The 15,925-nt window shown below is 59.8% G+C and carries 10 protein-coding genes and 2 pseudogenes; 8 read left to right on the forward strand and 4 right to left on the reverse strand.

Features of this window, described 5'->3' with window-relative positions:
* Window positions 1-2: 2 nt before the first annotated feature.
* The 4 genes from CGZ66_RS31175 to CGZ66_RS31190 all read right to left on the reverse strand — a co-directional run bounded on the left by CGZ66_RS31175 (window position 3) and on the right by CGZ66_RS31190 (window position 7,160).
* Window positions 3-1,982: a glycosyltransferase gene (locus CGZ66_RS31175; RefSeq protein WP_095090574.1), complete on the reverse strand. Its 1,980-nt coding sequence runs from the start codon at window positions 1,980-1,982 to the stop codon at window positions 3-5.
* Window positions 1,983-2,101: 119 nt separating this feature from the next.
* Complete coding sequence (locus CGZ66_RS31180; protein ID WP_143748911.1) at window positions 2,102-3,793, reverse strand: tetratricopeptide repeat protein; 1,692 nt, start codon at window positions 3,791-3,793, stop codon at window positions 2,102-2,104.
* A gap of 128 nt (window positions 3,794-3,921) precedes the next feature.
* Window positions 3,922-5,496, reverse strand: coding sequence for a hypothetical protein (locus tag CGZ66_RS31185; RefSeq protein WP_095090576.1), 1,575 nt, complete (start codon window positions 5,494-5,496; stop codon window positions 3,922-3,924).
* 32 nt (window positions 5,497-5,528) lie between these two features.
* Window positions 5,529-7,160: a glycosyltransferase gene (locus CGZ66_RS31190; protein WP_143748912.1), complete on the reverse strand. Its 1,632-nt coding sequence runs from the start codon at window positions 7,158-7,160 to the stop codon at window positions 5,529-5,531.
* 826 nt (window positions 7,161-7,986) lie between these two features.
* Here CGZ66_RS31190 and CGZ66_RS31195 point away from each other — a divergent pair.
* The 8 genes and pseudogenes from CGZ66_RS31195 to CGZ66_RS31235 form a co-directional block, all read left to right on the forward strand.
* Window positions 7,987-9,111: pseudogene (locus tag CGZ66_RS31195) on the forward strand (IS701 family transposase); the annotation flags it as partial.
* A 419-nt stretch (window positions 9,112-9,530) separates the two neighbouring features.
* Complete coding sequence (locus CGZ66_RS31200; protein ID WP_095091661.1) at window positions 9,531-10,049, forward strand: Ros/MucR family transcriptional regulator; 519 nt, start codon at window positions 9,531-9,533, stop codon at window positions 10,047-10,049.
* 123 nt (window positions 10,050-10,172) lie between these two features.
* A complete protein-coding gene (locus CGZ66_RS31205) occupies window positions 10,173-10,481 on the forward strand; it encodes a sunset domain-containing protein (RefSeq protein WP_342586891.1) in 309 nt (102 codons plus the stop codon).
* Window positions 10,482-10,687: 206 nt separating this feature from the next.
* The gene (locus CGZ66_RS31215; RefSeq protein ID WP_143748913.1) at window positions 10,688-10,912 is read left to right on the forward strand and encodes a hypothetical protein; all 225 of its coding nucleotides are present in this window, start codon (window positions 10,688-10,690) and stop codon (window positions 10,910-10,912) included.
* 260 nt (window positions 10,913-11,172) lie between these two features.
* Entirely contained in the window at window positions 11,173-12,225 is a 1,053-nt protein-coding gene (locus CGZ66_RS31220; RefSeq protein WP_095090581.1) for an ABC transporter substrate-binding protein, read from the forward strand.
* 31 nt (window positions 12,226-12,256) lie between these two features.
* Window positions 12,257-13,138, forward strand: a complete 882-nt coding sequence (locus CGZ66_RS31225; protein WP_095090582.1) for an ABC transporter permease — start codon at window positions 12,257-12,259, stop codon at window positions 13,136-13,138.
* Window positions 13,114-13,860 carry an ABC transporter ATP-binding protein gene (locus CGZ66_RS31230; protein WP_095090583.1) on the forward strand — a complete coding sequence of 249 codons (747 nt, stop codon included), beginning with the start codon at window positions 13,114-13,116 and terminating at the stop codon, window positions 13,858-13,860. The genes CGZ66_RS31225 and CGZ66_RS31230 overlap by 25 nt, the downstream gene beginning before the upstream one ends.
* Before the next feature lie 48 nt (window positions 13,861-13,908).
* A pseudogene (locus tag CGZ66_RS31235) lies at window positions 13,909-15,099 on the forward strand (LLM class flavin-dependent oxidoreductase); the annotation flags it as partial.
* Window positions 15,100-15,925: the final 826 nt, after the last annotated feature.

A 15,925-nucleotide genomic window follows, 5' to 3' on the forward strand; every position in this document is an offset into this window, starting at 1 on the left:
CATCACAGAGATTCGACTGCTGTCACGAGCGCTTTTCCGCTCGGATGAGCCGCATCCCAGGCGCGTGCTTCCGCCTCCTGGGTGCGGCGCCGTTCGCCTTGGAGAGCGAACGCCTTCAAAGAGTCGATGGCGGATCGTGTATGCTCTGCCCACACGACGGCAGAACCGAATAAGTCTCGGTAACTCTCGCCGCCAACCACGATCACGCACTTGCCGTGTCGCAAGGCCGCCACGATCTGGTAGGGCGACTTGACCGCCTCCTCTTCTGGCGCAAATGGGACAACGATCACGTCGACGCCTCGATAGGCAAGGGCCGCGCGCCGACCCGGCGGCGACTTCAACACAACGCTCACCCGCTGCCCTAAGCCGGCAAGCTCGAGTTGGTCCCGCACTGTCTGGATGCGCGTCCCGACCGAGTGGATGGTGAGTCTGGCTTCGAGCCCAGCCTCCACCAGACCCTTCAGAAGGTCGATAAGGCTTTCGAGATCGATATCGGGACTATTGTCCCCCACATACCCGAAGACGAACTCACCGTTCTCGCTCGACGTCGAGGAAGGTTCTGTGGAGATGCCTCCAGGGGTGTCATCCGTATCCAAATAGACTTTCGGCCCGCGCGGAACGAGGCCCAGGCGATCAGCGATCGCCGGCGTACGAGCCAAGGCGGCTTGCGCGTAATGGAGCAATGCGTCTTCTGTTCGCGACAGAATCCGTCCTCGCTCGGTGCGGCACTGGTCCTCCCCCGGGCTGACGCTCCAGCAATCCAGCAACAGGGGCACGCCCAATTTTTGTGCAGCCACTACGGCTGGGTAACTTTGCATCAACTCCAGGGGGGCAATTAGAACAGTGGTCCTCAGCCGCCTCATAAAGGATATCAAGGCAAGCGATGCCTGTTGGACATAGTCGTTGGTGATGCCTGGCCGCGCCTTCACAGACGGGAGGAGATGGTAGTCAATGCCGTCAACCTTGCGTGAAGAGGGTCGATCGGTCCGTTCGGCGCTCCCGACATCTGGGTATCCGGGGACTGTAACGACGTCTACAAGGACATCGGCCTGCGTGAGGCTCTCTGCAACAGCATGGGTCCGCATCGAAAGTGAGGACCAGTGATAGGGAAATGCTTGAGACGCAAGAATAAGCACTCGCCGGTTGGCTGATCCCACCGATGGCGCCCATCTCCGTTTAGAAGCAAAGACGAGGCCGGTCGATGCGAGATCGGCCATCGCTAGCAGTTCCTGACCACGTGCCTCCTCGGCTGCGTTGAACCTCGCACCCTTTCCGATCGCGGAACGGAGCAGCTGGGCAGCCTCCGTTACCGATCCGGACTCGGCCATCAGAAAGGCGAGACGCTTGACACGATTTTCGTGCGGATCTGCTTGCAGAGCGGCTTCTGCTAAACGAACGGCCTCGTTAAGGTCGATCTTTCGGGCATAGGAAGCGAGATCGGAAAGTGCCCGCGCGGCCACTGAATCCCGCAAATGCTGATCAGAGATCCAGCGTTTGGCTTCTTGTAGGCCTCGCTTCTCAGCCACTTCCAAGGCTCTTTCAGCTGCTGCGGTGTATTCGGTCACCGAACCGTTCGCGACCAGCAATTTTTCAGAGTCTTCTTGCTGCCGACGGCTCTCACGCGACCACCGAGAGATGGCCCCTGGCAGTCGGCCGATCAAACGCCAATCACGCCCCACTTCGATGAGCAAAGCGCCCAGGCGAAAGGTCGGGGACGCCTTTACCGCCTCTATTGAGGCCGTAGACTGTTCCAGTGCTTGGCGAAGGTCGACTGCGGTAAAGTCAGCCGTCTCCCGCGCTTCGCGATACGTCGTGATGTCTCGTTCCAGCCGTTCGATGCGTGACCGCAGCACCCGAGTGTTGTTGTAGAGTTCCGATTCTGCGAGGCGTTCCTCGAGTTCTGCCACGTGGGATGCGAGAGTAACGGCACGTTCGTCCGCGGTTACCCTCTCCGTGGCTACCCTGATAATGTTGGCCGTCACTACATCGCTCCTAGTCTCGGCCTTTCGGCGCCGTTTGAGCTGACCGAAAGGCGCGAAGCGCCGACTCCACCAGGGTGGGGGACGTCAACCAGCCAAATCAGACGCATATTCATCTTCGATCAGGCGGCTAGCTTGGCGCTCGCCCGGTCCAGCATCTTTTGCACAGCGTCGTATTCCGGGCCGGGTTTGATATGGGGCCGGCACAAAGCCACCAGTTCTTGACAGCGGTCGTGGCGCAACAGATCCCTGGCTACTATTTTCAGCGCAATCGGGTGATCCGGTGCTATATCCAAGACCTGCTGGGCTAACGGAACGGCCAAGGCCAGGTTGCCCGCCTTTTCGGCCTCCCAGGCGCTTGACGCCGCCCTCTTCAAAACAGCAGGTTTTAGAGCGCTGACCGACGGATGTTGGCCGTCGACGCGCGCCAACGTGCGGAAGCTGCTGATTGCCGCATCTAGGTCGGAGGCCTTGAGCGCGTTCTTGCAGGCGTTGATCACCCGCTTTCGCAGTCCGTGGACCTGGTCCTTCGGAATATTCGTCAGCCCGTGGTCAGCCAGACATTCTAGCGCACGCTGCTCCCGACCCGCGCGCTGTGCAGCTTTAACGATGCGCGCCCAAAGGACTGCGTCGTCAGGAGTGATCTCAAGAAGGGTGATAAGGCCCTCCAACAGCTCCGAATGATCTCCCAACTGCCGTGCCACGCGTATGACTTTTTTCGCGGCGCCGAGATTCGTCGGATCGAGGACCAGCACATCTTTCCATGCGACCAAATATTTCCGAGGCTCCGCGTCGCGATCCAAAATACGGGCGCGGGCCAGCGCTTCACGAAGCCGGACCTTCAAAATACTGTTTTGGCTCTCTCGTGCCTTAACGTCCCGAGTTTCGGACAACGTCTTGATGAGCGACTCTGCGCCCTCATTGTGATCCAGTTGGGCAAGCCCGCGGATCGCACGATCTTCCAGATCGTGGCGCAATGCCAGATAGCGAAGCCGCTCAAGGGCCTTTTCATGCGCCGGCGCGATGGCAAGAACCTTGAGCCAGGCATCGATCGCATCCTTCTGATCCAGTCGTTCGTACGCCCAGGCAAGCTTGGCGGCCGCGAGCACATCAGAGGGAGAAAGCCTGAGCACTTCGCGCCAGGCGTCCGCGTAACCCGCTAGGTCTTTATTTCGATCCTGGCCTTTGGCCGTCTTTATCGCTTGTTGTACAAGCTGCCGGACCCGGCGGGCCAGGACCTCGTTCCGGGGAGCAATCCGCAGGCCCGCCACCCAAAGCGTTTTGGCAAGATCGTGATTGCCGTCCTTGTCGGCCGCCTGCCCCGCCCTTAGAAGCGAAACGCCTTCTTTCGAAGCTAGATCCGCAACGCCGGCATCGAACCAATCTTCATGAATTTCCAGTTTGGCGTAGATCTGCGCTGCATCAAGTGTCTGGCCTGCACGGTTGAGCTTGCGGCCGGCATTGAAAGCGTCCCGAGGGCTATGACGGACGATCGCAGCCCCAGCCTCGGTAACGTCTGTCCAGTCGCCCGTATAGGCTGCGGCGCGCGCCAGGTAGATCAGCCCAAATATGTTTCCTGGTTCCCATCCAAGAAGCTTTCGGCTCAAACTCACCGTGCTGGAATAATCCTTGTCCTTCCACGCCTGCTTTATTTTGCGGACAGCTTCCCCGACCTCCTTCATATCGACAACATGAACCGGCTCGGCTGCTGAAGTTGCAGCCTTTGCAGGCTGCTTTCGTCGTCGCTGCTTCGTCGAAACGTCTATGGAGGACGCCGCTGCGCTCAACGACTCACCGGAATCTACAATCTTCACGCTCGTTTCTCCCGTGTCCGCTCTTGCTCGAGAAGCTTTGCTTCACGTCCTCGGAGCGCTGATGGATTCAGTTCATTCTATACTGGTATAAAACTTGCAGTCTCTGTGGGTTAGCGTCGTGATTGCAATCATGCCGCTCCCCTTTCCATCAATTCACGCAGCGCGTTTCTTCCGTAGCTGCTTTGACCTTGGTCAGGCAGCACTCCTGGGACCTCGTCGACTTGCTTGTCGCGCCGGTGGCGCGCTACCAGGGTGAGAGCCGCGGCATGATCTGGAACGAGTTCCAGCGTCTCCTCGGCCTGAGCAATAGCCAGGGCCCGGTCACCGTCAATTTCCGCTTTCCGGGCGCTTGCTGCCAAGCTGTTGGCCAGGGCGAACCGCAGGCCCTCTGCCCCGGCATGGTGATCAACCAGCCTCAGCGTTTGATAGCAAGCTAAGGCGAAATCAAACTCCGAGTCCTGCAAAGCAACTTTGCCCGCTTGTAGAACGCGCTTGCAAAGAACGTTAAGTCTTGCTTTGGGCAATTCGCCTGCAAGCTTGTTACGCGCCAGACAGTCTAGCGCGCGGTGTTCTTCGCCGGCGCGCAGGGCGGCAGCAGCCAGACGATCCGCCCCGGCAGCGTCCGGTGTGATCTCCAGATAAGCCGCCCAGCCGTCCACTAGCGCTGGGTAGTCACGTAGGTGGCCGGCCCCTCCGATCACCTTTTGGGCGGCACGGATGTTGTTCGGCTCTAGCCTCAGAACCTCTTTCCAGGCAGCTAGAAAGGTTTTGGGGTTTGCTTCGCGCTTCAACTTAGCCGCCCTCTGGGTGGCCAAACGGACCTCTTTGTCGAAGGTTTTTTTGGCTCTGGCGTCCCGCCCTGCGGCCAACTTTTGAATGATTGGATCAGAGGCTCCGTCCCGCCCGAGGGCGAGAAGGCCGGCAATGGCATAGTCTTCGAATTGGCCCTTACTGACGAGGCTGCTGAGCCGCGATTTCGCCGCCTCGTGATCGGGATCCAAAGCGAGTACCTTCAGCCACGCGTCGACCGCGTCAATCTCGCTCGACCCCTCGCTCGCCCGCGCGAACCTCACCGCCGCTGCCAAGTTACTGGGATTAAGCCACGCCAGCTCGCGACAGACGTCGACATAGCCAGCGGGATTCGTATCAGGGTCCGCGTTCGCAAGGGCCATCTTCAGCCCTCGGGTGAGCCGTCGGACCTTACCCGCCAGGATCTGGCTCCGCGGCGCAATTTGGGCGCCGGCGACCCAGATAACCTTGGCTGCCTTGCTGTCTTCCCTCGTAGAGGCGGATTCGCCTGCCGCAATCAGCAGGTCCGCATCCTTGCGGGCTAGATCGGCCACCTCTGCGTCGAACCAGTCTTCTTGAACGTTCAATTGGGCAAAAATCTTCGCCGCCTCCAGCGCACGTCCGGCACGGTTAAGTTTGCCGGCCGCCACGAAAGCGTCCTTCGGACTACTGTGAACCAGCGCCTCGCCGGCTTCGGCAACGTCCTCCCAGTCGCCAGTAAGCGTGGCCGCCCGTGCGAGATGGACGAGACCTTGAGTGGCATCGGCGTCGGATAGCAAAAGCTCTCGGCACAGATTGGCCACACCCGCGTAGTCCTCTGCCTCCCAGGCGACTTGGATGTCCTGCAAGGCAATTGCAATCCTCGCGTCTTTTACCTTAGACACAAGCTTAGCCGTATTGGTGGTCCCGGGCATATCTGGTTCCTTGTCGAGGTCATGTCACTAAATCATTCAGCAGCAATGCAGCTCGCTTCACCCTGACCCGACAACACACGCACAGTGTGCTCGATCATTGAACGGGCCGAGTAACGCGCCGCGATGTGCCGTCGGGCGTAGCGGTCGACGCCACCCGCTACGCGGGCGTGGGTTGCAATCTGGTCCACCTTTGCAACGATGTCCTCGATGTCGATGGTAACCGAGGTCGCCAGTCCCGTTACCCCATCGACAAAGGTGTCAGTTGCGTTCGCTACCAGCGTGCAGACAACAGGAACCCCGGCCAACTGCGCCTCAATCAGGACGTTCGGCGTGCCTTCGTAACGGGAGAGCAAAACGAATACGTCCATTTTCTTGAGCCAGAAGGTACCGGCCTTGGTCTGCCGAATAAGCAGCAGCCGGCGCGTGAGGCCCAGGGTGCGCACCAGATCACGGACCGTTTCGAAAAAGATGCCCGATCCGATCAGCACAAATCGGGCCTTGGGATGCGAGTTAAGGTAGCAGCGCGCGAACTGGATCCACTCCAACGGACGCTTGTTGGGATGCATGCGAAAGATGCCTCCGATCGTGATGGTCGCGTCCCGTGTCCGCGTGTCGAATTCCGACCAGGTCTTCAGCTCGCCGGCAGTGGGGTGGGCAGAATGGAGGTCAGATCCATTGGAGATCACGTGGAAGGTGTCGGGCGGACAGCCGATCCAGTCCGAATAGGCTGATGCCGCCTTACTGCTATTGCAAACGAAGGTGACCCCCGGCATTGCGGCGAGCGCGGTATACAGCTTTTCGAATTCCGGGAGATGCTCTTTCCAGCGGAGGACGGGCGGCATCCCTCGGAAATTGAGCACCAACCGGGGCACCCCGGCTAGTAACGCAGCCACGGCGAAATGCAGAATGGCGTTGTCCTGCCATATGAAGGCCACTTGAATCTTCTGCTGCTTGAACCATGAGATGAGACGCAAGCCCTTACGGATATTCGGATAGAGCAGCGGCAGAAGAGCCTTTGTGGTCTCGTCATCCAAAAGGCCGTCCTCGGGGCAGGAGCCGGGTAAGTCCTCCATGGACCAAACAGGAACGTTCTTTCGCGCCAGAATCGGTCCAAAAAAATTCAGCGGGCGTGTAGGGTTCGGCGTCAGCGAATTCACAACTACATGAAATGGAAGGGAGAGCTTCACGCCCGCTATTTTCTGATGACTACCTGCCGCCGCAGCGAGCATCTCGGCCGTCCGCGCCATCTGCAGTTCGGCTCCTCCGGCGCCGAGGTGGCCTGTCATTAGCGCCACACCCGATAGCCGCTTGGTGGGAGGTGCCGGGCGCCGGCGCGCTGCCTGGGCATCAAGAATGCAGCCGAGCGCGGCCAGCGAAGTGCTTTCGCCATGTGCAAGCCGTCCATGCCGTTGGGCTTCCAGGACTTGGAGCGCGCGCGCCAAATCGTTGCGGAGACGTCGCAGCTCCGGAGCGTGGACGGTAGCCTCTTCCCGATCGAGACAGGCCAAGGCTTCATAGGCCCGGCCTCCCTCAACCAAGTCAGAAATCGAAGAAAAGAATTCGGGTTGCGGGATTTTGTGGGGCGCCCACGCATCGGGCGTCACCTTGAAGGGTGAAGTATCATAACAATGCTGATGATTAGACCACATGTATTTTCTGACCACATAATGCGCCGGCTAAGTTGGGTTCTGCCATCGACAGCGGTACTTCGGACACGGCCATCCTCTTAGGCCGGTTCCCTGCTCTCATTCCTCTTTGGTGCCATGCTCACCCGCCGATCTGCAAACGCCGTCGCATGCGCGAGCCTTTCGAAAGGGTCTCCCTTGCGCTGGCCATAAATCTTCGCAAGCGGCACACTATCCAACCTCTGGTCATCCCAGATATCTCCCCGCATCTCGTAAAGTACACATCCACAACCACTTGGTGCATTCGAACAGAACTCGCGGGTGCCGAGATACGCTTAAGTTCACGCGTTTCACCAGCGTCCTGCCCACCGATGCTCCCATCATGGGTCCCTTACGAGTTGCGAATTTCTTACTGACAATAGTTGATAATTCTGGGTTCACGAAAGAATACGTGAAGTCCATGTTGATGATTGGCGCTGCAAATCAGGTTTCCACCTTTTGCTTTGTGTCTTCAGTTCTCTATCAGCGGTTTATGATGCCCGGTTGGCTAGCTCTTATTATGATTTTTTATGTTGAAGCGCGAGCCTTAAAGCCATTGTGACCCTGTCCTTCGCCGCTATGCTTTCATTGTTGACTGCGCCTGGGTTATGGCAATCCGAATTTGTTAAGTCAAGCTTGTTTCTAACAAGATAATATGTGATTTGTATGCCGCCTAAATTGTCATTACGGCACTACTGTTATCGGTAAAAAACAAACGAGAAAGTGAGCAGTGTTACAATTGCGTTTCACCTGTAAAATTACTCATCTTTTTTGAATCCGTGGCGGGCAGCTAAAGGGGTTACTGGCGGTGGTTGAATCGATTGAAATGACACTGGCGATATGGGCCTCGGCACTACGCGAGGTGAAGTCCCTGATTAGTGGGCTTTTCCCTCAGGAACGTGTGGCGATTTCGGCCGGACTGTTCCTTGAAGGCCTGCTCCGGGACGAGCATCGCAAGACCGGCTGGATGCGCGCCGAGGCTGCGGGTGACCCCGGGCCATGGCGCCAACAGGCCATTCTGGGGAGGGTCAAATGGGATGCGGACGCTTTGCGCGACATCGTGCGCGAATACGCGCTCAAAACGCTGGCCGACAACGAAGCCGTCCTCGTGATCGACGAGACGGGGTTCATCAAGCAGGGCAAGACGTCCTGCGGCGTCGCGCGGCAGGTCAACGTCTCGACTGGCAAGATGGCCAACTGCCAGATCGGCGTGTTCGCGGCCTATGTATCCCGGCACGGGCAAGCGTTTATTGATCGCGCGCTGTATCTTCCGAGAGCATGGACGGATGACCCTGCCCGCTTGGCGCAGGCCCACGTGCCTGCGGGCACGACTTTCGGAACAAAGTCCCGCCTGGCACTGGTTATGATCTCACGCGCCGTCGCTGCCGACGTACCCTTGAGCTGGGTGGCATCTGACCGCGTCTTCGGTGGCGCCGACATCGAGATGGCCCTCCGACGCTGGTACAAGGGCTATGTGCTCAGCGTTAACGCCAACCATCACTTCTTTTGCCGAAATCGCTTCCCAGAAGGAGGAACAGCCGAAGATATCGCGCGGAACCTCGATCCCTCCCTGTGGCGGAGCTTGCCCCAAGGAGGAGCCCTCCAGGGTTCTGAATCATGGGCTTACTGCCCGTTCACTGACTTGGACGTCGCGGAATATGACAAAACCCGCTCCGGGCTCTGGACCCCGGGGCTCTTGATCCGACGCGATGCGAACCGGGCTCTCAGCTACTTTTCGACATCGTCTCCAGCGGGAACCGAGATCGAAACCCTAGTCGCAGTGCACCAATGCTGCAGGATTATCGAGGAAGGCCTACGCACGGCGAAGAACGAACTGGGCCTCGACCATAACGAAACCCGTTCCTGGCACGGGTGGCATCGCCACGTCTCCCTAGTCATGCTCGCTTTCGCGATGGTGTCGACCGTGCGCCACAAGGCGAGCCTCGAGCCCTCGGGAGCGGTCGGAAGGCTCATGGTGACCAGTCGCAGATTCGAACGCTTACCGAGGCCTCCCAGGAAGCCGAAGCCGGGATCGCTCGGCGCCGCGGCCGCCCTCCCATGGCTAGATCATTCCGGCGAATGTGGCCGCAAGCCCTTGCCGAGCAAAACGCAATAGTAGCGTGAGGTTTCCATGGTGAAATTGTCCGTGAAAACGAGATCCACCCGTCTTCCAAACGAGGCCCGAAGGGCAGCCGGATTCGCCTGAAACGGGAGAAATGAAGAGGTGGTCATGCGACAAAATGCCGTCATCGGTGTCAGTACGCCAGTTCGAGATATCCGACCTGAGCCAGCGCGTAGCCAGGAGCTCTCCGAGGTCGGTTTTCCGGTTGGAGCGAGTAGGAAAGCTATCAAGAAGCAAGGAGCATGATTATGCCTGAAGACAATACAGAACGGACAATCGCAGAAGACGACAATACTGAACAGACAGGCGTGAATGAGGAGAATACTGAGCACATTAGCGTGGATGAGGAGGATGCTGACCAACCAGACGTGGATTTGTTGGGCCTTACGGCAGATATCGTCGCGGCCTTTGTCCAGAAAAACCCGATCCCGGTCGCCGATCTTCCGGACTTGATCGCTAGCGTCAATTCTGCGTTGAGGGGGATTGTACAACCGCCTGCTCCGCCAGAATCTAAGCTCGTTCCGGCGGTCAATCGCAAGCGGTCCGTCTTCCCCGATTATATCATATGCTTGGAGGACGGAAAAAAATTCAAGTCTCTCAAACGGCATCTCCGAGCCAATTACGGCCTGACACCCGACGATTATAGAGCCAAATGGGGACTTGGTCCTGACTACCCGATGGTGGCGCCGAATTATGCCTCCCGGCGGTCCCTCCTTGCGAAGTCCGCCGGTCTCGGCCGCAGGCCAGCCGTCAAAACGCCAGGGTAAAGCCTCCCCGCTTGCTCGCGAGTTCTGGACTTTTTGCTTTGACAGACGCATCCTCTCTTCGGGGAGATGGCGATGGGGAATGCGGCTCAGCCATGGCGCAAACGGCGCACACCATGGTGGCGAATGCTTCTGAAAGGCCGGCTTGCAATCGTTCTTGCGCTGCTTGCGATCTCGTCTGCCGCCTATGTTGCGGCTGACAACCGGCCCCGGCTCCCGGCCGTTCACTCCTATGGCGCGTCATCGAGCGAGGTTGCGGCGCGCAAGGTAGGTTGTGACATCAAGGGCAACATCAATGAGCGCGGCGAGCATATTTATCACGTGCCGGGCCAGGAATATTACTTGGCCACGCGGATAAACCCTGCGCGTGGGGAACGGTGGTTCTGCTCCGAATGGGAAGCATGGTGGGCCGGCTGGCGAAAGGCTAAGGTATGACCAAGCCTGGAACATCCTTTACCGCGGAGGAAATGGCGGCCGAGTTGGAACGCCGGCGGAACGCTGAGAGCCTGATCGAACATGATCGAGCGCGGGTAGCCCAACGTCTCCGTGAGTCCCGGAACGGCCAAAGCGACGGGTGCTTTCGCTGCAATGGCGACGCCGTCGCGTTTATCGGCCGCTTCTAGGCCAGGAGCTATATCGGCGTGTCGATGATCACCATCGGCCAGGACGGCTTGCCGACACCGACTGCCGACGAGGACCGGACACCGGCAATGGATCTGCCGGAGTGGAAAAGCGTGTCGCCATATTTCTGGTTTGGCCCGGCGGCCAGCAGCCGCGACTACTCCATCACGTTCTCGCCTCGTGCCGCATGGGGCAGTTCTGCGATCGTCACGATCTGCGGCCGCCAGTCCTCGCCAGAAAACTGACATAAGCTTTTTTGCAATAACCGGAACAGTCCCTTCGTTCGGCCGCCGCCAGACTGCCGCTTGCGAAGAGGAAGCCGTCGCCGTCTGCGAGTCCCTCCCGCCTCTGTCGAGCGACGCATGCCCCCAAATGGGCATCGGAGGCGAACAGCGTTTCCCTCCGGCGGCAAAGAACAGCATCCGATACTTTATCGTCTACAAAATTGATAGACATAATAAACAGCGAAAGTAGGAAGCCATTTCCAAATTGGAGCAAGACCAGGATGTTAGCTGTGGAGAGATTTTCGAGAAGAAGGTTTAGCGCGCTCGTGGCTGCCTTTGCGGTGCCCTTGGTCGCTTCTTCCTCGCCTTTCGGGGCTCAGGCGGGTAGTTCGGACGCGGGTAAACTGCCGACCGAAATCCCGGAGGGCACCGTGCTTCGCATCGGCGATCCCGAGACGCAAAGGGCGCTGGAACTCTCGGGTCTGATCGATCAACTGCCGTTCAAGGTCGAATGGGCCAATATCAGCGGCGGTCCACAAACAATAGAAGCTTTTCGCGCCAATGCGTTGGACGTTGGATCGGTCGCCGACATTCCGCCCATCCACGCGACCTGGACCGGGCTCAAGGTCAAGATCATTGCCGCGAAGTTCCGCAAGGATCCGGTTGCGCCCCCGATTTATCAGCTCGGCATTGCACCCGGCGTCGAGGTCAGGACGCTCGCGGACTTGCGCGGCAAACGGATTGCTTTCAGCCCGGGTCAGGCGCAGGGCGCGCTGGTGCTGAGGGTGCTGCAGGCCGCCGGCCTGAAAAAGGAGGATGTCAATCTCATCGAGCTGCCCAGCAATGGCGATGCCTATCCGGTGGCACTCGCCAGCAAGCAAGTCGATGTCGCACCGATCTGGGGCGTCCTCATCAAGCACTATCTGCACCAGTATGGTGCCGACGGCGCTACCACCATTCCGCACGGCTTGCGCGACGATCCAGCCCATCTCTATGCGCCACAGGCGGTGCTGGACGACCCGGCCAAAGCTGCCGCTCTCGGCGAGTATGTGCGCTACTGGGCACTTGCGACCCGATGGGTGGAGGAGCATCCGAAAGAGTGGATCGAAGGCTACTATGTCGCCACGCAGGGGCTCGACAGCGAAGATGGCCAGTATCTCGTCGACGCCGACGGCCAGTTCGACATCCCGCCCGACTGGAACGACGTGATCGCGCGCCAGCAGGCAACGATCGATCTCCTGGCCCGGGAACTGAACAGGCCCCCGATCAAGGCCGAGGATCTTTTCGACAGGCGCTTCGAGAAGATCGCCACAAATGCGCTGAACGCGTCATGACGCCCGTTTCTAAAGACTGGAGACGACCCAGATGAACGCATTCTCACACCCCGCCGCGGTTGCGCCCACCATTGGGTATGCATCTGATGAAAGGGCGTTGATCCCGCCCGCCGTAAAGCCCCGCAAGACCGGGACGAGGCGCCGCCTGGCGCTTGGGCGTGCGATCCCGTTTGGCGCGCTGATTGGGCCCGCACTTCTTATTGTTGTCTGGTCCATCGGCAGTGTTGCCGGCCTGATCGATCCAAGAACGCTGCCGGCGCCTTGGTCGGTTGTCGGCACCGCCGTCGATCTTATCGCAGAAGGCAAGCTTCAGGGTCATCTGATGACGTCTGCCTGGCGGGCAGCGCAGGGGCTGGTGTTCGGCGTCCTGATCGGGAGCGTGCTTGCCCTCATTTCAGGGTTGTCCCGGCTTGGCGAAGCGATCATCGACGGTCCCGTTCAGATCAAGCGGGCGATCCCGACGCTCGCCCTGATCCCGTTGCTGATGCTGTGGTTCGGCATCGGCGAGGGCATGAAAGTGACGACGATCGCGCTGGCTGTCCTGATCCCGATCTATATCCAGACCCACAGCAGCTTGCGCAGCATAGACAGCCGTTATGTCGAATTGGCCCAGACCCTGCGAATGGGCTATGGCGAATTCATCCGCGAAGTCATCCTGCCAGGCGCCCTGCCCGGCTTCTTCCTGGGCCTGCGTTTCGCCGTGACCTATGCTTGGCTGTCCCTGGTGGTGGTCGAACAGGTCAATGCCACCAGCGGCATCGGCTATATGATCGATCTCGCACGCAACTACGGCCAGACTGACATCGTCATCGTGGGCCTCGTCCTCTACGCGCTGCTCGGTCTCGCCTCAGACGGCATCGTCAGCTTCTTCCAGGAAAGGTCGCTGTCATGGCGTCGCACCTTGGCGGATTGAGCGGCGCACCCGTCGTGCGGGTCGAGAGCCTTATCAGAAGCTTCGGCCCACGAACCATTCTCGACGGGCTCAGCCTCGACATCGACAAGGGGGAGTTCGTCGCCCTTCTCGGCCGTAGCGGATCGGGCAAGAGTACGTTGCTGCGCGCGCTCGCAGATCTCGATGACAAAGTATCCGGGTCCGGCCGGCTCGAAACGCCCGATAAGAAATCGGTGGTGTTCCAGGATGCCCGACTGTTGCCATGGAAACGAGTGCTGGAGAATGTGATGCTTGGTCTCAACCTACCGGACGCAGCCAAACGCGGACGGGCAGCTCTCGAAGAAGTTGGCCTGGGCGGCCGTGAGAACGCTTGGCCGGTCGAGCTCTCTGGTGGCGAGCAGCAGCGGGTGGCATTGGCGCGCTCGCTGGTCCGTGATCCCGAACTGCTGCTGGCGGATGAGCCGTTCGGCGCACTCGACGCGCTGACCCGCCTGCGCATGCACGATCTGCTGCGTCAGCTTTGTGCCCGTCACCAACCGGCGGTCCTATTGGTCACCCATGACGTTGACGAAGCTGTGACGCTGGCGGACCGGGTTTTGGTTCTCGACAAGGGCGGGATCGTCGCCGACATCGCAATCGATATCCCAACGCCACGCGATCATGGCGATCGCCGGTTCGGCGAGATTCGCTCCGAACTTCTGCGTCATCTCGGCGTCGAGACGAAGCCTGTGCTGCCGGTCTGACCGGTCGAAAACCTGTCGCTCAGAGTCACCACCCAAGAGGACCCCCATATGCCCGCCGAATCACGACAGTTGAAGCTCAATCTTTTCATCTATCCTGGCGGCCATCATGAAGCCGGCTGGCGCTACAAGGATTCCGCCCCTGAGAGAATGCTGGACATCGCTTATTATCAGGAACTGGCGAAAAAGGCCGAGGCGAGCAAGTTCGACGCGCTGTTCTTTGCCGATGGGCCGGCGCTCGCAGACAACATCCGTTACGCAAGCCGCTTCAGGCTGGAGCCGCTGACCTGGATTTCGGCGCTTGCCGCCGTGACGCAACGCATCGGCTTCATCGCGACCGCCTCGACCACCTACAACGAACCCTATAACCTCGCCCGGCTGTTCGCTTCGGTCGATCATCTGAGCGGCGGCCGCGCCGGTTGGAACATCGTCACGACGGGCGATGCGTCCGCGGCGCTGAATTTCGGCTTTGACCGACATCCAACCCATGCCGACCGTTACGAGCGCGCCGGCGAATTCGTTGATGTGGTGACCAAGCTCTGGGACAGTTGGGAGGACGACGCGCTCGTCTCGGACCGGGACTCTGGAATTTTTGCCGACACTGACAAGATCCACTCAATCAATCACATCGGCAAATATCATCGGGTGAAGGGTCCGCTCACGCTTCCGCGCTCACCACAGGGGCGTCCGGTCTACGTCCAGGCGGGTTCATCGGAAGACGGACGATCATTCGCAAGCTGCTATGCCGAGGCGATATTTACAGCCCATCAGACACTCGGCAACGCGCAGGAATTTTACGCTGACATCAAAGCGCGCGTGAAGTCGGTTGGCCGCAACCCTGACCACGTCAAGGTCTTGCCCGGCATCAGTCCCTTCATCGGTTCAACCGAGGCGGAAGCCCGGGCACTGCATGACGAGTTCAATGAGCTGACGCAGCCGGAATACTCTCTTCACCAGCTACGCCGCATCGTAGACGCCGACCTTTCCGGCTACGATCTGGACGGGCCATTTCCGCGCGAGCTCATCCGCGTCGAGGGCGAGCGCGGCGCGAGCAGCCGCTTCCACGTCGTACTCGACATCATTGAGCGCGAGAATCCAACCATCCGCCAGTTGCTGCACCGCCTCGCCGGGGCGCGCGGGCATTGGGTCCAGGCCGGGACACCCGAACAGATCGCCGACAAAATCCAGGAATGGTTCGACAATGGTGCCGCGGACGGCTTCAATATCATGCCGCCCTATCTACTGTCGAAGACGGTCGAAACCCGCTGATAAACGACGACAAGATCTGAAGCGCTGGAAGAGCAAAGGCGGCCGCCCGCGCGCTCTTCAACTAGCGCTGTAGCGGGCGGCCGCCTTTGCGGCGCGGTGCTGATCATGGGAGGTTGAAGGGATAGACGCGGGGCACGTCTCCAGCCGCCCTGAGGCGGCTTTCGACGTACCCCGCCATGCGCGTGCCTTGTGGTAGATCTGCGGGTAATCAGCGCCGCAGAAACAATCCGGCGTAACACCGATCTCAACTGGCAAGTCCGGGCTCGGTGTCACGCTCCACTGACGGTGCGCGACTGCATTATCGCATTGTCAGCGCATTCCGTCGACCTTTTCCCCGAACTCCCAGCGGCGCTCCGAAAGGATCGTCGCGGATGCTCACGGGCCGCTTCTTTCTGTGCGGCCGCTGCCGTTCGCAGGTAACGATCTGCCGCAGCTGCGACCGGGGACAGCGCTACTGCGGCCAGGACTGCGCCCGTGCTGCCCGCCGCGAGAGTGTGCGCGAGGCGGGGCGACGTTATCAGCGCAGCCGCCGGGGACGCCTGGCTCATGCGGTCCGGGCCCGACGATATCGGGCTCGGCACAATAAAGTGACGCATCATTCTCCACCTGCATCTCCTGCCGGTTCACTACTGGTCAGTCCCTCGAACGATGTTGTCGCTGCTTTTGCTGACGTCGCCGGGCGGGCGACGACATCGGTCATGCCCACGCCGTGCTGTCGGCGCTGCGACTGTCGACTGTCGCCGTTCGTTCGCACCGGCTTCGTGCGTCGCCGGGGGCCTCGTTATGCCCGTGAAGCTGA

It is taken from the genome of Mesorhizobium sophorae (assembly GCF_002270415.1).
GTDB lineage: Bacteria > Pseudomonadota > Alphaproteobacteria > Rhizobiales > Rhizobiaceae > Mesorhizobium > Mesorhizobium sophorae.